Origin of the sequence: Bradyrhizobium sp. CCBAU 25338, assembly GCF_028128965.1 — a bacterium.
Lineage (GTDB): Bacteria > Pseudomonadota > Alphaproteobacteria > Rhizobiales > Xanthobacteraceae > Bradyrhizobium > Bradyrhizobium liaoningense.
The window spans coordinates 61,907-82,092 of the sequence record NZ_LFKY01000042.1 but is presented as its reverse complement, the minus strand read 5'-3'; the positions used below and the strand labels follow the sequence as shown (position 1 = coordinate 82,092).

Genomic DNA, 20,186 nt, shown 5'->3' with positions numbered 1-20,186 from the left:
TGGGAGACGCGCGGATTGCTAGGCGCACGGGGGAATGGCGGGTCGCCCCGGCGTGCATTTCCGCAATCATTGGGCCGCGAGGTCGCGCACCGCCCCTGCCGTCATCCCGGGGCGCGCGCAGCGCGAGCCCGGGATCCATAGCCACAGGATGGAATCGTGGAGCGAGCTCCCATTCCGAGTCCTCGCAAGACTCCGCCCTGTGGGTATGGGTCCCGGGCTCGCGCTGCGCGCGCCCCGGGACGACAGCTGCGTCCTATTCCGCCAGCGTGAATTGCAGCAGCAAGGTCCGCTGCAGCATCGAGAAATTGTCGTCGGAGATGAGGGTCAGCACGGTCTCGCCTTCGCTCGTGACATGGGCGTCGATGGCTTCCATGTTGTCGATCTCGTGGCCGAGATCGGCGGCGAACAGCGCGGGGCCATCGACCAGCGCACTTGGTACGATCGACTTCAGGGGGATCGAGCGGATGCGGATGTTGACGCCGGTGAACCAGGAGAATTTGCGTTCGAGGATGAGCAGCTCGCCCGAGGGCAGCAGCACGGCATCGCTGATGTCGTAGGTCTCGGTGCGCCGCACGCTGAACTGGCCGGGCGTGGGGCCGCCGATCAGGAAGGCGACGAGGTTGCCGTCGGCGTCGAGCCCGCGCTCGGAGAAGGCGATCAGGGTGCCCGCGAGCGGCATGTTCTGGTCTTTGCCTTTGGGCACGACGACCATCGCCTCCAGCCCCTTGTTGTAGGGCAGCTTGCGCAAGGCCGGCGGCACGCTGATCACCTCGCCGCGGGCGCGCGTGCCGCCCTTGGCAAAATCGTAGCGCAGGATCTGGTTGACGCGCTCGAGCCCGACATAGACGAGGTTGCCGTCGCGCGCGAGCGATTCCGAATCCCACCAGAGGCGTTTCTCGGTGATCGGCCGCCCGTCCGCGCCGAGCAGCGGCGCGGCCTCGACATCGGCAAGGCCGGTCATCTCGCGGCCGGCATAGCGGATGGTGCCGGTGAACCAGCCGCCCTGGTCGGAGATTGCGAGGAAGCGCTCGCCCTTGCCGTCGAGGAAGCGGAGGCCGGACAAGCCGCCGAAGCCGCGATAGGGCGAGGTCAGCACCAGGCCGCTGCGATATTCCAGCGAGCCGAAGCGCGTGCGCGAGCGGTCGCGCGGCTCGAAATTGGGAATGCTGCGCGCGTTCACCTCGACGCTGACAGGCGCGGCGACGGCGTGCTCGACCTGGAGCGGGCGCGGTGGCGGCTCGGACGTGGCTTGCGCCAGCGCGAGGCGGGAGACTGCGAGAGTGGAAAATCCCGCCGCTGCGTGCCCGAGAAAGCTGCGGCGGGATGGACGCGTGCTCACGAATGCAATTTGCGTCGCGGGCGACCGGGTGCTTGCGTCGGCGCCGTGTTGGTCTCGCTGAAGAGCTCGGCGAGCTTCTCGGTGATGGCGCCGCCGAGCTCCTCGGCGTCCACGATCGTCACCGCGCGGCGATAGTAGCGCGTCACGTCATGACCGATGCCGATCGCGATCAGCTCGACCGGCGAGCGGGTCTCGATCTCCTCGATGATGTGGCGCAGATGCCGTTCGAGATAATTGCCGGGATTGACCGACAGCGTGGAATCGTCGACCGGCGCGCCGTCCGAGATCATCATCAGGATCTTGCGCTGCTCGGACCGGCCGAGCAGGCGCTTGTGCGCCCAGTCCAGCGCCTCGCCGTCGATGTTCTCCTTCAAGAGCCCCTCGCGCATCATCAGGCCGAGATTCTTGCGCGCACGGCGCCAGGGGGCGTCGGCGGACTTGTAGATGATGTGGCGGAGATCGTTGAGGCGGCCGGGATTGGCCGGCTTGCCGGCGGCAAGCCAGGCCTCGCGCGATTGCCCGCCCTTCCAGGCGCGCGTGGTGAAGCCGAGGATCTCGACCTTGACGCCGCAACGCTCCAGCGTGCGCGCGAGAATGTCGGCGCAGGTCGCCGCGACCGTGATCGGCCGTCCGCGCATCGAGCCGGAATTGTCGAGCAGCAGCGTCACCACGGTGTCGCGGAACGTCGCCTCCTTCTCGTGCATGAAGGACAGCGGGTGATAGGGATCGGTTACGACACGCGACAGCCGCGCGGGATCGAGGATGCCCTCTTCGAGGTCGAACTCCCAGGCGCGGTTCTGCTGCGCCATCAGCTTGCGCTGCAGCCGGTTGGCGAGGCGGGCGACGATGCCTTGCAGATGCGCGAGCTGCTTGTCGAGATAGGCGCGCAGCCGCTCCAGCTCGTCGTGGTCGCAGAGGTCCTCGGCCGCGATCACCTCGTCGAACTTGGGCGCGAAGGCGTGATATTCCGGCCCGCGCGGCTCGTTCTTGCCGTGCGCGTTCGGACGCGTCGCCTCGCCGGGCGTCTCGTCGTCGCCGAGCTCGCCGTCGTCGAACGTATCCGAGGTCGAGGCCTGCGCGCTTTCCATCGCGCTCTCGCTCATCTCCTCCGAGCTCGCCTGCGCCTGGTCGGCGCTCATCTCCTGCGCGGCGTCGGAATCGGGAGAGCCTTCGGCGCCGGACTGGTCGTTGTCGCCGTCCCGGTTCTCGTCGTTCTCGTCATTGTCTTCGCTGTCGGCGTTGCGCTCGTCGCCGAGCTCGAGCGCCGACAACAGATCGTGCACGGCGTCGCCGAACCTGGTCTGGTCCTCGACCACGCCGTCGAGTCGGTCCAGCCGCTTGCCGATCTTGTCTTCGAGGATCGGCCGCCAGAGGTCGACCATCTTCTTCGCCGCCGTGGGCGGCGCGAGGCCGGTCAGGCGCTCGCGCACCAGCATCGCCAGCGCGTCGGCGAGCGGCGCATCGGCGCGATCGGTGATCTCGTCGAACTTGCCGCGATGGAAGTGGTCGTCGAGCATCGCGGTGAGGTTCTTGGCAACACCGGCCATGCGGCGCGCGCCGATCGCCTCGACGCGAGCCTGCTCAACCGCCTCGAACACGCCGCGCGCCTGCGGATTGCCGGGCATCAGCTTGCGATGAACCTTGGGATCGTGACAGGCGAGCTTGAGCGCGATGGAATCGGCATGGCCGCGCACGATCGCGGCATCGCGCTTGGTCATTTTCCGCGCGGGCTCGGGCAGCCGCGCCTTGCCCGGCGCAAGCCCGGGCCGCTCGGCCGCGAAGCTGACGTCGAGCTCCGGCGTCTTGGCGATCGCCTTGAGGCAGGAGGCGACCGAGCGCTTGAACGGCTCGGTCGGCGCTTCCTTGTTGGTGCGGAATTTGGAGTTGGAGGTGGTGCTCATCTCGATCTCACCGTCGTCCCCGCGAAAGCGGGGACCCATAGCCACCGGCGGTAGTCAGGGAATTTATCAGCGTCGCTTCAATCGAGATATCACGCGGTATGGGTCCCGGCGTTCGCCGGGACGACATCTCGCGAGAGATCAGCTCAGCGCCACGTTCACCGCCGATTCCGGCAGCTCCGCGTTGAAGCAGCGCTGGTAGAACTCGGCGACCAGGGGGCGCTCGAGCTCGTCGCACTTGTTGAGGAAGGTGACGCGGAAGGAGAAGCCGATGTCGCCGAAGATGTCGGCGTTCTCGGCCCAAGTGATCACCGTGCGCGGGCTCATCACCGTCGACAGATCGCCGTTGGCGAAGGCGTTGCGCGTGAGGTCGGCGAGGCGCACCATCTTGTTGACGATGTCGCGGCCTTCCTGGGTGCGATAGTGCTTGGCCTTGGCCAGCACGATCTCCACTTCCTCGTCATGGCTGAGATAGTTCAGCGTGGTGACGATCGACCAGCGGTCCATCTGGCCCTGGTTGATCTGCTGGGTGCCGTGATAGAGGCCCGAGGTGTCGCCGAGGCCGACGGTGTTGGCGGTGGCGAACAGGCGGAACGCCGGATGCGGCTTGATCACCTTGTTCTGGTCCAGCAGCGTCAGGCGTCCGGAGACTTCCAGCACGCGCTGGATCACGAACATCACGTCCGGGCGGCCGGCGTCGTATTCGTCGAACACCAGCGCGACGTTGTGCTGCAGCGCCCAGGGCAGGATGCCGTCGCGGAATTCGGTGACCTGCTTGCCGTCGCGGACCACGATCGAGTCCTTGCCGACGAGGTCGATGCGGCTGATGTGGCTGTCGAGGTTGACGCGCACGCAGGGCCAGTTCAGCCGGGCGGCGACCTGCTCGATATGGGTGGATTTGCCGGTGCCGTGATAGCCGGTCACCATGACGCGGCGGTTGCGCGCAAAGCCCGCGAGAATGGCGAGCGTGGTGGCACGGTCGAAGCGGTAATCGGCGTCGACTTCGGGCACGTGAGGATCGACTGCGGAATAGGCCGGCACTTCGAGATCGCTATCGATCCCGAACACCTGGCGAACCGACACTTTCATGTCGGGCAGACCGGAAACTTCCTCAACTTTGGACAGGGCGGCGGTCGTCATCAATCCTCCGAGGTCCCGGGCGGTCCCGAAACCGGTTATTCGCACGTTGGCTGCGGCTGGGTGCTGAAAAGCAACCTATCAGAGACGCGGGGCCGGCAGAAGCCCGCCCTCCAATCAAAGTTCCATTGTCTTTTCATTTAGATAGGCAAGGAACGCAGTTTTTGGAGGGCTGCCTTGCGAATCCCGCTCGAATTTCGGGCGAGGGAACGTCTCTGCCTTCCCAAATGGCAGGTTTGCCGCTCGTGCTTACTTAGGTAGGGTCTGAACTCCGATGCTCCAGCCCGCCACAGAGACGACGTGACGTCCTTCCTCGATCCGCTCATCTCCTTCGTCTCGGCCCATCCATGGCTGGGCTATCTGACCCTGTTCCTGGCGGCGCTGCTCGAAGCCGTTCCGGTGGTGGGATCGGTGATCCCCGGCTCGACCATCATCCTGGCGTTGAGCGCCCTGGTCCCGGGCGGCGAACTGCAGCTGCCATGGGTGTTGGCGGCGGCCGCGCTCGGCGCCGTGCTCGGCGACGGTTCGGCCTACTGGATCGGGCACCGGCAGCAGCGCGAGATCCTCAACACCTGGCCCCTGACCAACTATCCGCGCGTGGTCGCCGAGAGCGAGAGCTTCTTCAACCGCTTCGGCACCTGGGCCGTGTTCTTCGCCCGCTTCGTGCCGCCGGTCCGGGCCTTCGTCCCCGTGACCGCCGGCGCACTCGGCATGGCGCCGGCGAAATTCTACGCGGTGAACATCCCGGCCATCCTGGCCTGGGCGCCCGCGCATGTGCTGCCGGGCGTGCTGGCGGTCTCGGCCCTGCACGAATATGCCGGGCTGCATCATCATGAGCATGTCGGCAAGCACATCTGGATCTTGACCGTGGTCGGGGTCGCGATCGTGGGGGGCGCGGCGGTGTGGCTCATCCGCCGCCGGAATGGTAGCGGCAGCGCGGGAGCAAAGCCGCGAGCGCAGTAAGCGCCACATCACAGGTGTCGTCCCTGCGAACGCAGGGATCCGTAACCCCAGGGAGCGGTTTGGCGAAGACTTGTCGTTCGGTGCTCCTGCCGATCGCAATCGATAGATCACGCGGTATGGGTCCCTGCGTTCGCAGGGACGACAGCGGAGGACGACGCGCTCGCAGTAGCTCTAACTGGCCACCCTCCGCCCCGGCGCCGGCCCGACATACCTGGCCCGCGGGCGGATCAACTTGCCGAACTGCAATTGCTCGCTGGCGTGCGCGACCCAGCCGACGCTGCGCGCCATGGCGAACAAGGCGAGCTCGCTGCCCGCTGGCAGGCGCAGCGCGTGCACGAGGACTGCGAGCGCATAGTCGATGTTGACAAATTCGCCGGTTGCTTCCGCGATGCGCTCCGGCACCTCGCGGGTGAATTTACGCGGCGCGCCGGCGCGCGACAATGCGTTCAGCAGCGATTGCGCACGGGGATCGCCGCGCTTGTAGACGCCATGGCCGAAGCCGGCAAAACGCTCGCCGAGCGCGACGCGCTCGCGCACCACAGGCTCGACGTCGCGGTCGACCAGCGTCCTGACGAGCTGCGAGGCCAGCACGCCGGCCCCGCCATGCTTCGGCCCTTTCAACGCGGCGAGGCCGGCGATGACGGAATCGTAGAGGTTGAGGCCGGTCGAAGCCGCGCAACGCGCGGTGAAGGTCGAGGCGTTCAGTTCGTGATCGGCGAGCAGAACCAGCGCGCGGCGGATCAGATCCGGCGCATGCTTGTTGTCGGGCGCCCAGGCGTTGGCGATCTGCCGATGCAGCGGCTCGGCCGACGGCTCGGCGTTGAGCATGGTCGCGACCAGCAGACGGACGATGCGCGCGCCGACCATGGCGCGGCCATCGGGCGCACGGGTGAAGGCGCGGGGATCGGCACTGGCTGCCAGCGCCAGCACGGCGATGGCCCGGTCGATCGGCGCCGCACGGCGCGCGGCCGCGGCGATCGCGCGCATCTCCTCGGATATCTCCGGCTGATTGTCCGGATCGAACGGATCGACGCCGGAGACATCCCAGAGCAGCGTCGCCGTGTGCTCCAGCGTGTCGCTCTCGGAAAGATCGACGCAATTGACGCCGCGATAGATTGCGCCCTCCTCGGTGATGGTCGAGATCTCCGTGTCCATCACCGGCAGGTCGGCATCGAAGCTGCGCAGCCCGCGCGGCTCCGGCGACGGTACGCGGCGCTCCTTCAGTGCCCGGACATCCTCCGCGCGGTAGCGGTTCTTGCGCGAATCCGGCGTCGGCTCGGAGCGGATCAGGCCGCGGCTGACATAGGCGTAGAGAGTGGCCGGGGAGACCGCGAGCTCGGCGGCGGCCTCCCTGGCAGAGAGGTACAGCCCATCGGAATTTTTCATATTGATTTACGTAATCAAGATTGATCAATCTGTCGAGAGGCCCGACCTTGTCTGCCGTGAAAGGAGACAGGCCATGAATATTCACCTGACCAAGAGCCAGATCGGGCTGGACGGCGTCCCCGCGGCTGAAACCGTGCTGAGCCATGTCGATGGCGAGCGTGGCGAGTTGATCATCGCCGGCGAGCATGTCGGCACCCTGGCCGCCAAATCGAGCTTCGAAGGCGTCACCGCCCGCCTCTGGAACGGCGCGAGCAAGACCAGCCTGAGCGAAACCAATGTGCAGGCGAGCCTGGGCGCGGCGCGCGAGCGCGCCTTCGCGCGGCTGCCCGACCTGCTGCCGGCGACGCGCGGCATGGGCATCGTCGACGGGTTTCGCGCAGCTGTCGCCGCGCTTCGCGCCGAGCACGGGCTCGAACATGAAGCGACCATCGTCGGCGCATTCCCGGTGATCGCAGGCGCACTGGTCCGCCGCGCCAAGGGACTGGAGCCGGTCGCGCCCGATCCCGGCGTGAGCCACGCTGCCGACACGCTGCGCATGCTGCACGGGCGCGCGCCTGCAACGCGCGAGGTCACCGCGCTCGATGCGTATCTCGTCACCGTTTGCGACCACGGCATGAATGCCTCGACCTTCACGACGCGTGTGGTGGCCTCGACGCAAGCCGATCTGTTCGCCGCCGTGACCGCGGGCTATTGCGCACTCACCGGTCCCCTGCACGGCGGCGCACCCGAGCCGGTGCTGGAAATGCTGGATGCGATCGGCTCGCGTGAACGGATCAAGCCGTGGGTCGACGCGGCGCTGGCGCGCGGCGAGCGGATGATGGGCTTCGGTCACCGCGTCTATCGCGTGCGCGACCCGCGCGCCGACGTCTTGAAGACCGCGATCGAGGCGCTGGCTTCCAACGGCGCCGACCTGCCCTTCGCCGGCGAAGTCGAAGCCTATATCCGCGCGGCGCTGCGCAAGAAGAATCCGGAGCGGCCGCTGGAGACGAATGTGGAGTTCTTCACTGCGATCCTGCTCGACGCGCTTGCGATTCCAAGGCAGGCCTTCACACCGATCTTCGCGGTGGCACGCGCCGCGGGATGGACTGCACACGCGCGCGAGCAGCAGCGGACGGGACGGTTGATCCGGCCGAGTTCGTCCTACGTGGGGGCGATGCCTGCAGATTAGACGCAAGCAGGATATCCGGGCTCGTCAGAGCTGATTTTTCTCGAGCCCTTTTCGAGCACGCGACGGAAGGACTCAGCGGCCAGCCGGAACAAAAACGCTGGCCGCGCATTCCTGCTCGCCCCTACGAAGGTCTTCAGGGGCAGTCACGAAAAGGAATGGTAATGAAGAAGCTCTCCTACGCCCTCGCTGCCGGAACGCTGTTCGCTCTGTCGTCACTCGCGGTGCCAGCCCATGCGCTGCCGGCGCATCCCATCCCAAATGCTTCAGTGTCGGGGGACGTCGTGAACGCACGCTATCATTACGTTCCGCGAAGGGTCTGCACCGTACGCACCGTGGTCACGCGCGGCTATCATGGACGCCGCGTCGTCAAGCGCGTCCGTGTCTGTCGGGTGAGGTGACGTTGATGGTGCCGTCCGCTTCCGGGCGGACGGCATTCAATACAGGCGCGGTGGCCTTACGCCTCCCGCACGACCGTCTTCAGATAATTATACGCCTTGATGATCTCGATCAGGCGATCTTCGGTGGAGCGGTCGCCGCCATTGGCATCGGGGTGGTGCTGCTTCACCAGCGCCTTGTACTTCGTCTTCACGTCGGCGAGCGTCGCACCGGGGCCGAGGCCCATGACCTGGAGCGCCTTGCGCTCGGCGTTCATCACCTTGCGCGTTTCGGCCTTGGGCGGCGCCTCCGGCCCCTTCCGCCAGCCCGTGCGGCCATTGAGCTCCTGAAACATGCTGAACGGATCGAACGCGCCGTCGATCTCGGCTTCTGAGCCCTTCTTGACGCCGCCATTGGCGCCCATCTTCCAGGTCGGACGGTGACCGGTCAGCGCATCCTTCTGGTAGCGCGCGACGGCGTCGGCGTTCATGCCGGAGAAGAAATTGTAGTTCTGGTTGTACTCGCGCACGTGGTCCAGGCAGAAGTGCCAGTATTCGCGCTGGTTCTCGCGGCCCTTGGGCGCGCGGTGACTGCCCTTGTTCTGGCAGCCGGTCCATTCGCAGGCGACCACGGTATCGCGCGGCTTCGCTTCCGCCTGCTTGCCGCGCGGCTTGACGCGGATGGAGTCGAAGAACTTTGATGAATCGATCGGCATGGCTGACTTTGACTACGCAATGCAAAAACCTTCAAGTCTTGACATTGCAATTAGCGTGAGGCCCGGGAGTTGACGGGCCGCGATCGCGTCCCTTAATGGCACTCATGGTCATGAAAGACACTATCAGCAACAAGTTGCAGGAAGCTTTCACGCCGGAAAGCCTGCGGGTCGTCGACGAGTCACATTTGCATGAAGGCCACGCCGGCCATCAGCCCGGCGGCGAGACGCACTTTCGGGTCTATATCGTGTCTGCCGCCTTCAAAGGGAAGAGCCGGGTCGACCGCCATCGCATGATAAATTCGGCGCTCGCCGCGGAACTCTCCGGGAGCGTGCACGCGCTCGCGATCCAGGCGCAGGCGCCTGGGGAAGAGTGATTTGCTCACCCTCCCCTGGAGGGCAGGGCTATCGCAGATGAGGAAACGCGGCGGGAAACTCGCCTGCGGCCATCCTTCGAGACGCCCGCCTCCGGCGGGCCCTCAGGACGAGGGCGGAGTGTGCAGCAGCAGTTTCAAAGGACACCGCTTTGGCGAAGCCTCATCCTGACGAGACCGCAAAGCGAGATCAGAACGACGTTCCGGCCCGTCTCGGCTTGGTCTCCTCCAGCTCACCCTCGCGTGCCACCGGTGAAATACGGAGCGCGGTGATGCGGTTGCGCTCGCGGCGGAGGACGCGGAAACGGAAGCCGTGGAAGGTGAAACTCTGGCCGCGGTCGGGGATCGAGCGCGCTTCGTGAATGACGAGGCCGGCGACCGTCGTTGCCTCTTCATCGGGCAGGTGCCAGTCCAGCGCGCGGTTGAGATCGCGGATCGGCACGGAGCCGTCGACCACGACGGAGCCGTCGGGCTGACGGCGTACGCCGGTGACCACCACGTCGTGCTCGTCGGAGATATCGCCGACGATCTCCTCCAGAATGTCTTCCAGCGTCACGAGGCCTTCGACCTCGCCATACTCGTCGACGACGAGCGCGAAATGGGTCTTGCGACGGCGGAACGCCTTGAGCTGTTGGGATATCGGCCGCATTTCCGGCACGAACCAGGGCGGCAGCATGATGCTCGTGACGTCGATGCGCGAGGTATCGCCCTCCGACGCGCGGATGGCCCGCAACAGATCCTTGGCGTGCAGGATGCCGATGATGTTCTCCGACTTGTCGCGCCACAGTGGAATGCGGGTGTACTCGGTGGCCAGCACCTCACGCACCAGCTCCTCCGGCGGCAGGTCGGCATTGATCATCACCATGGCGGTGCGATGAACCATCACGTCGGACACGGTCAGCTCGCCAAGGCGGAAGACATTGTGAATGTATTCGGCCTCGCCGCTCTCGATCTTGCCGTGCACGGCCGATTCCTCGACCAGGCCCTCGATCTCGGAATCCGTCAGGATCTCGTGCTGCGAAAACTCCTGGACCCCGATCAGGCGCAGGATCGCGCTCGAAGCCGCGTTGAGACACCAGCTCAGCGGATAGAACAGCAGGTAGGAGACATGCAGCGGATAGGCGATCCACTGCGACACCGGCATCGGCTCCCTGATCGCAAGCGTTTTCGGCACCTGCTCGCCGATGATGATATGCAGCGAGGAGAAGACCAGGAAGCCCGCCACGAACGAGACGAAGTGCAGCGTGGCCTCCGACAAACCGAGCGGCTGGAGGACCGGACTCAGCAGCGCCGACACGGTTGGCTCACCGATCCAACCAAGACCGAGGGAAGCCATGGTGATGCCGAGCTGGCAGCAGGCGAGATAGGATTCGATATTCCCCATCATCGTCTGCAGCAGGCGGGCGCCGAAGCGATTCTGCTCGACCATGGCCTTGACACGAAAGCCGCGGCTCTTCACGAGCGCAAATTCCGCAGCCACGTAAAACGCGTTGGCGGCGAGCAGGAGGACCGCCAGCAGAAGATTGATCGAGATCGAACTCATGTTTGCCTCGCGACCGCCTCGGCAGTCCCCGCCGTTTCGCGGGCGGCCGGCCTGAACGGTCCCACCATCACTGCGACAGTTTCGACTGCAGGAAATCGCGCACCAGCGTCGGCTCGACGTCCTTGGCGATCACCGCGCGTCCCACGGCCTCCAGCAGGATGAAAGTGAGCTTGCCGCGCTTGACCTTCTTGTCCTGGGCCATCAGCGCCATCAGCGCATCGGCATCGGCGAGTCCTTCCTGCGCGAAACCGGCGATGTCCTGCAGGCGCGTCGGCAGGCCGGCTTCGATCAGATGCCGTTCGACGCGCGCCGCGTCCAGCTCGCCGATCATGCCGAGCCTGGCCGAGAACTGCGCCGCCAGCGTCATGCCGATCGCGACGCCCTCGCCGTGGAACAGGCGGTCGGAGAAGCCGGTCGCCGCTTCCAGCGCATGACCGAAGGTGTGGCCGAGATTGAGCAGCGCGCGCTCGCCGGTCTCGCGCTCGTCGCGCGAGACGACGCCCGCCTTGGCGCGGCAGGAGGTCGCGATCGCGTGCTCGCGGGCCGAGCCGCCCTTGAAGATGTCGGAATGGTTCTTCTCCAGCCAGGTGAAGAAGGCCTCGTCGCCGAGCACGCCGTATTTGGCGACCTCGGCATAGCCGGCGCGGAACTGGCGCGGCGACAGCGTGTCGAGCACGGCGGTGTCGGCGATGACGAGCACCGGCTGGTGGAAGGCGCCGAGCAGATTCTTGCCCTGCGGCGAGTTGATGCCGGTCTTGCCGCCGACGGATGAATCGACCTGCGCGAGAAGCGAGGTCGGCACCTGCACGAAATCGACGCCGCGGCGCAGGATCGCTGCGGCAAAGCCGGCGAGATCGCCGACGACGCCACCACCGAGTGCGATGACGAGATCGTTGCGCTCGATCTTCGCGGCGATCAGGGCTTCGCTGACTTTTTCGAGGCCGGCATAGGTCTTGGAGATCTCGCCTTCCTCGACGACGATGCGCGAGGTCGGAATGCCGCTTGCTGCGAGCGACGCTTCGGCCGCCTCGAGCCAGTACTTTGCAACGGTGCGGTCGGTGACAACAGCCGTACGTACGCCCGGCCGCAAGGCTGCGACCCGTTCTCCAAGCGAAGATAGCACGCCGCGGCCGATGACGATGTCATAGGCGCGGTCGCCGAGCGCGACGTCGACCTTGACGGGTTCGGAATGTTTCAACGGCGCAGTCATCGTACGGCACTCGCAACGTCGGCAGGTGGTTGGGCGGCCTGCCCGCCGCAGAGATGGGCGTGCAGCGCCTCGATGCATTCCTCGACGATCCGGTCGTGCGGCACGTCGCGCGAGGCGATGGTGAGGTCGGCATTGGCATAGACCGGCTCACGCTGGGCGAGAAGGCGCGTCACGGTTCCTTCGGGATCGGCGGTCTGAAGCAGCGGACGGTCGGCACGGCGCCGCACGCGGCGCATGATGACGTCATGGTCCGCCCTCAGCCAGATCGAGATGGCCTTCGCCGCGATGCGCGCGCGTGTCTCCTCGCGCATGAAAGCGCCGCCGCCGGTCGCCAGCACCACGGGACCTCCCTCGAGCAGGCGCGCGATCACGCGGGCCTCGCCATCGCGGAAATAGGGCTCGCCATGGGTCGCAAAGATTTCCGGAATGCTCATGCCGGCGTGGGCCACCTCGATTTCGACATCGGCATCGAGAAATCGCAGGCCAAGCCGCGCCGCCAACCGCCGGCCGATGGTGGACTTGCCCACCCCCATCATGCCGACCAGCACGATCGAGCGCGCGCCGAGCGCCGACAGGATGTCGGCCTCAGGGGTCGCTTGTGCTGGCACCGCGGCGTCGGACATGGACCTCGCTCGAACTGCCGCCGGGGGCGGCATGCTTTGGCCACCTATACGATCCCATGGGGGCCCTCGCCAGAGGACTCTTGCCACGAAACGGCGAACATGTTGGATGATTTCATTGGTTAATTTGCCCGCCCGGACCCCAGAACGATGCCCAGCCTGTTCCGCTTCCTGACGGTCGTCGCCGTGATCGCCGGCATCGTCTATGGCGTGGTGTTCGCGCTGGCGAACTTCGTCAATCCCAAGCCGCGGGAAATGACGGTGACGATCCCGCCGGATAAATTTCTCAAGAAATAGGCGCTAGCCTCCGAGGCATGCCCACCAAGCCCTCAGACGCCAAGCTCATCGGCCTGTTCCTCGACATGCTCGCGGCGGAACAGGGCGCGGGGCCCAATACGCTCGACGCCTATCGCCGCGACCTCAGCGACTTCTCGGAATTTCTGGGCCGCGTTGGCCACTATTTCGTGGACGCGGAAACGCAGACGCTGCGCGACTATCTCGCCGATCTCGACACCCGCGGCTTCAAATCCACCAGCGTCGCCCGCCGCCTGTCGGCGATGCGGCATCTCTACCGCTTCCTCCTGAACGAGCGCATCCGCGGCGACGATCCCGCGGCGATCCTGTCCGGTCCCAAGCGCGGCCGCGGCCTGCCGAAGGTGCTGTCGATCACGGATGTCGATCGCATGCTCCGCCGCGCCAAGGAGTTGAGCGAGACGGAAGAGGCCTCGCCGGCGAAGCGGCTGCGCGCTCTCAGGCTCTATTGCCTGCTCGAGGTGCTCTATGCCACGGGCCTGCGCGTCTCCGAGCTGGTGGCGCTGCCGCGCTCGGCGGCCAAGCGCGATGCGCGCATGATCGTGGTGCGCGGCAAGGGCAACAAGGAACGGCTGGTGCCGCTCAACGAGGCCTCGCGGCAGGCGATGGCGGATTACCTTGCCGCGACGGAGGCCGCAAAGACCGAGAAGAAGAAGAAAGACAGCCTCGCCGCCTCGAAATGGCTGTTCCCCTCCTTTGGCGAGAGCGGACATCTGACGCGGCAGCATTTCGCCCGCGATTTGAAAGAGCTCGCGGTTGCCTCCGGCCTGCAGGCCCGGCTGGTCTCCCCGCACGTGCTGCGCCACGCCTTTGCCAGCCACCTGCTGCACAACGGCGCCGATCTGCGCATCGTGCAGACGCTGCTCGGCCACACCGATATCTCCACGACGCAGATCTACACCCACGTAGTGGAGGAGCGGCTGAAGAGTCTGGTGCGCGACCTGCACCCGCTGGCGGAGAAGTGACTGTCGTCCCTGCGAACGCAGGGACCCATACCGCGTGATCTATCCGTGACGGGTCGTGTTAGTATCTTGGGAAGACCGCTTCACTGCCAGTCTTCGCCAAACGTCTCCCTGTGGTTATGGGGTCCCTGCGTTCGCAGGGACGACAGCGGGGGGAAACGAAACCGCCTTGACTTCGGCCGCATCTCCGCAGAAAGAGCCGGGGCCTCACCGACTGATTTGGCTGGAGCCACACGAGCACACAAGCCAAGCCATTGAAGACGCTACACTTCTTTCCGCGACCCTAACCTCGCTTCGCTCCAAGGCCCCGTCCCCCTATATTGAGTTGATGCAAGACCAGATGCGCAGCTATCTCGACTTCGAAAAGCCCGTCGCCGAGCTCGACTCCAAGGTCGATGAATTGCGGGCGCTCGCGGCGTCCGGCACCGACATCAGCGACGAGATCGGGCGGATCGAGGACAAGGCGGCGCAGGCGCTGGCCGACCTCTATCAGAACCTGACGCCGTGGCAGAAGACGCTGGTCGCGCGGCATCCGCAGCGGCCGCATTTCAACGACTTCATCAAGGGCCTGATCACCGAATTCACCCCGCTCGCCGGCGACCGCAAGTTCGGCGAGGACGAGGCGCTGGTCGCCGGCTTCGGCCGCTTCCGCGGCGAGCCGATCTGCGTGATGGGCCAGGAGAAGGGCGATTCAACCGAGAGCCGGATCCGGCACAATTTCGGCATGGCGCGGCCGGAGGGCTATCGCAAATGCGTGCGGCTGATGGAGATGGCCGAGCGGTTCGGCCTGCCGGTGCTGTCGCTCGCCGATTCCGCGGGCGCCTATCCCGGCATCGGCGCAGAGGAGCGCGGCCAGGCCGAGGCAATCGCGCGCTCGACCGACGCCTGCCTGGCGCTGACCGTGCCGAACGTCGCCATCATCACCGGCGAGGGCATGTCGGGCGGCGCCATCGCCATCACCACCGCCAACAAGGTCCTGATGCTGGAGCACGCGATCTACAGCGTGATCTCGCCGGAGGCGGCGTCCTCCATCCTCTGGCGCGACGGCACCAAGGCGCAGGAAGCCGCCAACAACATGAAGATCACCGCCCAGGACATGCTCCGCTTCGGCGTGATCGACCAGATCCTGAAGGAGCCGGTCGGCGGCGCCCATCGCGACCCCGCGGCCATGATCGCAACGACGGGTGAGGCCATCGCCAAGGCCTTCGACGAGCTCCGGGACCTCGACGCCGAGGCCATCCGTAAGCAGCGGCGGCAGAAATTCCTCGATATCGGCCGGAAACTGGGCTGATTCGCCCGTTTTAGCGCCGCAACGGCGGTGCGCTCCCTCCCCCGCCTGCGGGGGAGGGTTGGGGAGAGGGTGTCTCCCCTCGCGGCATTCCCATTGTGGCGCGAGCCCCCTCCCGGCCTCCCCCGCAAGCGGGGGAGGTGAAGAGCGAGACGGTAACCCCGCATTAACCCTTTTTTTGCCCAAATCGGCGATCTCAGTGGCGGTTCGGCCGCGAGGCCCCAGTTCCGGCCCAGTTTAAGTCTCTGTTGACCACACCTTTGGGCCAACGGGCTCGTGATCCCCGCTCGGGTTGCGACCACATGACCCAGAGGTTAGAATTTTAATCAATGGCTTCAGGGCATAAGCGCTGGAGTGTGAGCTGAAAAAGCCCGTTGCGACAGGCCCCGGGGGGTACCCGGTCGGATCATGCTCCAGAAGAATTGGGGTTCGCGCTCGCTGCCCGGCACGGTGTGGGGTCCATCTTGATTTCTCGTTCGCTTGCTCGCGCGCTCTTGGCTTCGGTTGCGCTGATGACGGCCGGCGTTCTGCTGACCGGCTGCAACACCGACCAGATCTCGCTCGCGACCAACGCCAAGGCCAACCAGCCGGTGCCGCCGAAGCTGATCGCTGCGATGGCCGAGAAGGACATGGACCTGCAATCGCCGATCCTGGTCCGCCTGTTCAAGCAGGAGGCCGAGCTCGAGGTCTGGAAGCAGACCCGGTCAGGCAAGTTCGCGCTGCTCAAGACCTATCCGATCTGCCGCTGGTCCGGCGACCTCGGCCCCAAGGTGCGCGAAGGCGACCGCCAGGCGCCGGAGGGATTCTACTCGATCAATCCGAGCCAGATGAATCCGCAGTCGGCCTATTACCTGTCCTTCAACACGGGCTATCCGAACGCATTCGACAAGGCTTTGGGGCGCACCGGCTCGCAGCTGATGGTGCATGGCGATTGCTCCTCGCGCGGCTGCTACGCGATGACGGACGAGCAGATCGCGGAGATCTATTCGCTCGGGCGCGAATCCTTCTTCGGCGGCCAGAAGGCGTTCCAGCTCCAGGCCTATCCGTTCAAGATGACGCCGGTGAACATGGCCAGGCACCGGAACAATCCGAACATGCCGTTCTGGAAGATGATCAAGGAAGGCTATGATCATTTCGAGGTGACGCGGCAGGAGCCGAAGGTCGATTTCTGCGAGAAGAAATACGTGTTCGACGCCGCGAAGCCGGCGGATGCCAAGCGCGACCCGGTGTTCGACGCCTCGGCGAAATGCCCGGCCTATGTGATCCCCGAGGAGATCGCCGAGGCCGTGCGCGGGAAGCAGGCCAAGGACGAAACGGAATACGCCAGGCTCGTCGCCAAGGGCACGCCGGTGGCGCGCATGAACACCGGCATCGACGGCGGCATGAACAAGGTGTTCGCCGCGAAGATTCCGGAAGGCTCGACCGGCCTCTCCGAGGGCGCCGAAGGCACCACGCTGCAGATGCTGGCGATGGCGAAGGCGCCCGGCACGATCCCCGGACACGTCAATCCGCCCAAGCCGAATCTCGATGCGGTGGCATCCGCGCCTGCACCGCAGGAAGAGCCGGTCGTTGCCGTCAGCGCGCCCGCGACCACGCGCGTCGCCGCAGCCGCGCCGGCGGAGAGAGCTCAAGAGAAATCCCAGGAGAAATCCTCGGGCGGCGGCTTCTTCTCGAACCTTGGCCGCAAGATGGGCCTCGGCACCGCCGATACCACGGCGACCACGCCTCCGCCGCAAGCCACGGCGTCCGTGGCGCCGGCCCAGACGTCCGTGACGCCGCCCACGGCAGCGTCGAGGCTCAAGGCCGCAGTGACCCGCTTCGTGCCGGGGCATGACAAGTCCAAGGATACTGCGAAGGAAGCGCCGAAGCCTGCCGTCGTCGCCAAGCCCGCCGAACCGGCAAAGCCGGATACGCGCCTTGCCGCGACGCGTCCGGCGCTGAAGCCGTCGGTCTCGGACGGCGCGGGTGAAGCGACGCAGATCATGGGCGCCGCACCGGTGGTGCAGTCGAACTCGTTCGACAGCCGGTTTGGGGCGGTGAAGTAGGGGCGACGTTCTCCGCGCTATCCCAGCCTGATGCCGTCATTCCCCGCGAAGGCGCGAACGACGGTTGAGAGCGGGTGACAGTGTCGCGCCTCATCCGCAGGCGCGCAGCGCGATCCTACGGCGCCAGATACCGCATCAGCTCCGGATTGTCCCTGACCTCGCCCGCCTCGCCTTGCAGCGCGACCCTGCCGCGGTCGAGGACGTAGGCGTAGTCCGCGACGCGGAGCGCCAGGTCGAGGTGCTGCTCGACGATGATGACGGCGATCTCCTTGGCGAGATCGATCAGGCGTTCGGTGATCTCCTCGATCACGCCGATCCAGACGCCCTCGGTCGGCTCGTCCAGCAGCAGCAATTTCGGATCGCCCAGCATGGCGCGGCCGATGGCGAGCATCTTGCGCTCGCCGCCGGAGAGCGTGCCGGCAGGCTGGTCGAGGCGCTGGCCGAGCTTGGGGAAGATGGTCAGCACGTGATCCACTGCGTCGGCCTTCTTACTCGCGAGCGAGCCGACCGCGAGATTGTCGCGCACCGACAGGCGCGCGAACACCGAATGCTCCTGCGGCACGTAGCCGATGCCGGCACGGACGCGCTCCTGGGTGGCGCGGCGGCTGATGTCGCGGCCGTCGAAGCCGATCTCGCCCTTCCATGCCGGCAGCTCGCCGACGATGGTCTTCATCAGCGTGGTCTTGCCGGCACCGTTGCGGCCGAGCACGGCGACGCCGCCGCGCCAGGGAATGCCGAGGCTGACGTCGAACAGGACCTGGCTGCGGCCATAGCCGGCGTCGAGATGCTTGATGTCCAAAAATTCAGGCACGGCGCAGATAGATCTCCTGGACGGACTTGTTGGCCTGGATCTCGGACACCGTGCCCGACGCCAGCACCTTGCCCTGATCGAGCACGGTGAGGCGATCGCAGATGTCGCGGATGAAATCGAGGTCGTGCTCGACGATGACGAGCGAGCAATGCTGCTTGATCGGCTGCAGCAATTGGCCGGTGACGCGACGCTCCTCCAGGCTCATGCCGCCGGTGGGCTCGTCGAGCAGCAGCAGCTTCGGCTTGCCGGCGAGCGCCATCGCGATCTCCAGCCATTGCTGCTGGCCGTGCGACAGCGCCGCCGCCGCATCGAAGGCGCGGTCGGCGAGGCGGAACTGCGTCAGCATGGTCATGACCTGGTCGTGCAGGAGCCCGCGCGTGCGCGAAAACACGAGGTCGAGCAGCGAGCACTGCGCCTGCAGGGCGAGCAGGATGTTGTCGTAGAGCGTCAACGTCGGCAGCACGCTGGTGATCTGGAATTTCAGGCTCATGCCGGCCCGCGCCCGCTCGGTCGGCGTGAAGGCGGTGATATCGGTGTTGACGAAGCTCACCTTCCCCTGCGTCGGCACCTCGGCGCCGGCGATACACTTCATCAGCGTGCTCTTGCCGGAGCCGTTCGGACCGATCAGGCCGTGAAACTCGTTCTCGCCGACGGTGAGCGCGGCGCCATCGAGCGCCGTGAGCTTGCCGAAGACCTTCTTGATGCCGGCGGCCTCAAGGAGCGGCATTGCGCTTCTCCTTTGGCTTCGCACCGAAGCTGCCGACCCGCTCGCGCTCGCCGAGCACGAAGCTGATCAGGCCGAGCGGCCGGAACAGGATCACGAGCAGCAGCAAGAGGCCCAGGATGATCGGCCAGACGTCACGATAATTGTCCGACAGCCAGAAGCTGACGCCCTCGACGATGACGGTGCCGATGACGGCGCCGATCAGCGTGCCGGAGCCGCCGAACAGCACATAGAGCACGACCTGGGTCGAGACCACGACGCCGACCATGTTGGGCCAGACGAAGCCTTCGTGGAAGGCGTAGAGGCTGCCGGCAAGACCCGCAATGGCGCCGCCGATGGTGAAGATGATGGCTTTCAGATGCTGCGCCTTGTAGCCGAAGAAGGCGATGCGCTGCTCATTCTCGCGCAGGCCGGCGAGCGCGAGGCCGAACTGCGAACGCACCAGGAAGCGGCAGAGCAGATAGACGACGACGAGGATGCCGAGCACGAGATAGTAGAAGGCCGGACCTTCCGTGAACTCGTAGCCGCCGAGCGACATCGGCGCGATCGAGGGAATGCCGTTCTGGCCGCCGAGATAATACCAGCCGCGCGCGAGGCGGTCGGCAGCATAGGAGCCGGTGAGCGTACCCAGCGACACGAAGATCACGCTCGAGGGATGCCGTCCGAGCAGCAGGAAGCCGCCGAGCAAGAGCGCCGAGGCGAGTCCGATGATGGTCCCCGCCGGCAGCACCAGGAGGATGTTGGTGATGTCGAGGTCGCGCGCGAGCAGCGCGACGCCGTAGCCGGCCGAGCCGAAGAACAGGGCCTGGCCGAAGCTCATGATGCCGGCATAGCCCCAGACCAGATCGAACGACAGCGCGAACAGCGCCAGGATGATCACGCGCGTCGCGAACACCGTGAGATAATCCTGCAGCACCAGCGGCGCGAGCAGCGCCGCGACGAGCACGACACCCTCCACGATCGGCAGGATCTTTCGCCCCGCCGCGCTCTTAGTCACCGGAAGGTCCGCTTCGCTGCCAACGTTGGCGTGGACAGCCTGCTTAGCTGCACCCATGGACTTCAGCATTTCGAATTCGACATCGTGGGATCAGTCCGCCTGGTCGTGATTCACCTCTCCCCAACGGGGAGAGGTCGGATTGCATCTGGCGATGCGAAGCGTCGTCCAGTGCAATCCGGGTGAGGGGCCGCAACGCGCAGTGGGACCGGATCCCTCACCCGGATCGCATCTTGCGATGCGATCCGACCTCTCCCTACGGGAGAGGTGAAGAGAGAGCCTCTCGGCTGGCACGGATGCAAGCCAAACTGACGATGACCCAGCA

General features: G+C 66.0%; 19 protein-coding genes. 8 read left to right on the top strand and 11 right to left on the bottom strand.

Translation table 11 applies throughout. From position 1 onward, the window contains the following. Positions 1-253: 253 nt before the first annotated feature. The 3 genes from ACM42_RS30110 to cobS form a co-directional block, all read right to left on the bottom strand. Positions 254-1,339: an esterase-like activity of phytase family protein gene (locus ACM42_RS30110; RefSeq protein WP_271531245.1), complete on the bottom strand. Its 1,086-nt coding sequence runs from the start codon at positions 1,337-1,339 to the stop codon at positions 254-256. After that, positions 1,336-3,240 carry a cobaltochelatase subunit CobT gene (cobT, locus tag ACM42_RS30105; protein ID WP_271531244.1) on the bottom strand — a complete coding sequence of 635 codons (1,905 nt, stop codon included), beginning with the start codon at positions 3,238-3,240 and terminating at the stop codon, positions 1,336-1,338. Before cobT ends, ACM42_RS30110 begins: the two co-directional genes overlap by 4 nt. A 138-nt stretch (positions 3,241-3,378) precedes the next feature. Then, positions 3,379-4,377: a cobaltochelatase subunit CobS gene (gene cobS, locus ACM42_RS30100; protein ID WP_028177486.1), complete on the bottom strand. Its 999-nt coding sequence runs from the start codon at positions 4,375-4,377 to the stop codon at positions 3,379-3,381. Between the two features lie 297 nt (positions 4,378-4,674). Between cobS and ACM42_RS30095 the strand changes: the two genes are divergently transcribed. Continuing rightward, positions 4,675-5,337 (top strand): DedA family protein, encoded by a 663-nt coding sequence (locus tag ACM42_RS30095; RefSeq protein WP_271531243.1) that lies wholly within the window; start codon positions 4,675-4,677, stop codon positions 5,335-5,337. 171 nt (positions 5,338-5,508) lie between these two features. Here ACM42_RS30095 and ACM42_RS30090 read toward each other — a convergent pair whose 3' ends face one another. Further along, positions 5,509-6,723 carry a citrate synthase family protein gene (locus tag ACM42_RS30090; protein WP_271531242.1) on the bottom strand — a complete coding sequence of 405 codons (1,215 nt, stop codon included), beginning with the start codon at positions 6,721-6,723 and terminating at the stop codon, positions 5,509-5,511. 73 nt (positions 6,724-6,796) lie between these two features. On the opposite strand from ACM42_RS30090, the gene ACM42_RS30085 reads away from it, so the two are divergent. Together ACM42_RS30085 and ACM42_RS30080 are read left to right on the top strand one after the other, a co-directional pair. Beyond that, the gene (locus ACM42_RS30085) at positions 6,797-7,891 is read left to right on the top strand and encodes a citrate synthase/methylcitrate synthase (protein ID WP_271531241.1); all 1,095 of its coding nucleotides are present in this window, start codon (positions 6,797-6,799) and stop codon (positions 7,889-7,891) included. Positions 7,892-8,052: 161 nt separating this feature from the next. Further along, positions 8,053-8,289: a hypothetical protein gene (locus ACM42_RS30080; RefSeq protein WP_035669511.1), complete on the top strand. Its 237-nt coding sequence runs from the start codon at positions 8,053-8,055 to the stop codon at positions 8,287-8,289. A 56-nt stretch (positions 8,290-8,345) separates the two neighbouring features. On the opposite strand, the gene ACM42_RS30075 is transcribed toward ACM42_RS30080, so the two are convergent. Beyond that, positions 8,346-8,981: a J domain-containing protein gene (locus ACM42_RS30075; RefSeq protein WP_028177479.1), complete on the bottom strand. Its 636-nt coding sequence runs from the start codon at positions 8,979-8,981 to the stop codon at positions 8,346-8,348. A 104-nt stretch (positions 8,982-9,085) separates the two neighbouring features. Between ACM42_RS30075 and ACM42_RS30070 the strand changes: the two genes are divergently transcribed. Beyond that, positions 9,086-9,355, top strand: coding sequence for a BolA family protein (locus ACM42_RS30070; protein WP_442868962.1), 270 nt, complete (start codon positions 9,086-9,088; stop codon positions 9,353-9,355). Positions 9,356-9,542: 187 nt separating this feature from the next. Here the strand turns inward: ACM42_RS30070 and ACM42_RS30065 are convergent, their stop codons facing one another. From ACM42_RS30065 to ACM42_RS30055, 3 genes are all read right to left on the bottom strand, one after another. Next, a complete protein-coding gene (locus ACM42_RS30065; protein WP_028177477.1) occupies positions 9,543-10,895 on the bottom strand; it encodes a hemolysin family protein in 1,353 nt (450 codons plus the stop codon). Positions 10,896-10,962: 67 nt separating this feature from the next. Next, positions 10,963-12,105, bottom strand: coding sequence for a 3-dehydroquinate synthase (gene aroB / locus ACM42_RS30060; protein WP_271531239.1), 1,143 nt, complete (start codon positions 12,103-12,105; stop codon positions 10,963-10,965). Continuing rightward, positions 12,102-12,728 carry a shikimate kinase gene (locus ACM42_RS30055; RefSeq protein ID WP_271531238.1) on the bottom strand — a complete coding sequence of 209 codons (627 nt, stop codon included), beginning with the start codon at positions 12,726-12,728 and terminating at the stop codon, positions 12,102-12,104. Before ACM42_RS30055 ends, aroB begins: the two co-directional genes overlap by 4 nt. Before the next feature lie 147 nt (positions 12,729-12,875). Between ACM42_RS30055 and ACM42_RS30050 the strand changes: the two genes are divergently transcribed. The 4 genes from ACM42_RS30050 to ACM42_RS30035 all read left to right on the top strand — a co-directional run bounded on the left by ACM42_RS30050 (position 12,876) and on the right by ACM42_RS30035 (position 17,332). Continuing rightward, the gene (locus ACM42_RS30050; RefSeq protein WP_035669499.1) at positions 12,876-13,022 is read left to right on the top strand and encodes a hypothetical protein; all 147 of its coding nucleotides are present in this window, start codon (positions 12,876-12,878) and stop codon (positions 13,020-13,022) included. Between the two features lie 17 nt (positions 13,023-13,039). Then, entirely contained in the window at positions 13,040-14,002 is a 963-nt protein-coding gene (gene xerD, locus ACM42_RS30045) for a site-specific tyrosine recombinase XerD (RefSeq protein ID WP_271531237.1), read from the top strand. Between the two features lie 325 nt (positions 14,003-14,327). Next, on the top strand, positions 14,328-15,290 hold the full coding sequence (locus ACM42_RS30040; RefSeq protein ID WP_124162736.1) for an acetyl-CoA carboxylase carboxyltransferase subunit alpha: 963 nt from the start codon (positions 14,328-14,330) through the stop codon (positions 15,288-15,290). 509 nt (positions 15,291-15,799) lie between these two features. Then, entirely contained in the window at positions 15,800-17,332 is a 1,533-nt protein-coding gene (locus ACM42_RS30035) for a L,D-transpeptidase family protein (RefSeq protein WP_271531236.1), read from the top strand. 115 nt (positions 17,333-17,447) lie between these two features. On the opposite strand, the gene ACM42_RS30030 is transcribed toward ACM42_RS30035, so the two are convergent. Genes ACM42_RS30030 through ACM42_RS30020 form a run of 3 tightly spaced genes read right to left on the bottom strand, consistent with a single transcriptional unit; the run spans position 17,448 to position 19,933 of the window. Beyond that, entirely contained in the window at positions 17,448-18,143 is a 696-nt protein-coding gene (locus tag ACM42_RS30030; RefSeq protein WP_028177471.1) for a branched-chain amino acid ABC transporter ATP-binding protein, read from the bottom strand. After that, positions 18,136-18,870: an ABC transporter ATP-binding protein gene (locus ACM42_RS30025; RefSeq protein WP_271531235.1), complete on the bottom strand. Its 735-nt coding sequence runs from the start codon at positions 18,868-18,870 to the stop codon at positions 18,136-18,138. The genes ACM42_RS30030 and ACM42_RS30025 overlap by 8 nt, the downstream gene beginning before the upstream one ends. After that, on the bottom strand, positions 18,857-19,933 hold the full coding sequence (locus ACM42_RS30020) for a branched-chain amino acid ABC transporter permease (RefSeq protein ID WP_271531234.1): 1,077 nt from the start codon (positions 19,931-19,933) through the stop codon (positions 18,857-18,859). The genes ACM42_RS30025 and ACM42_RS30020 overlap by 14 nt, the downstream gene beginning before the upstream one ends. Positions 19,934-20,186: the final 253 nt, after the last annotated feature.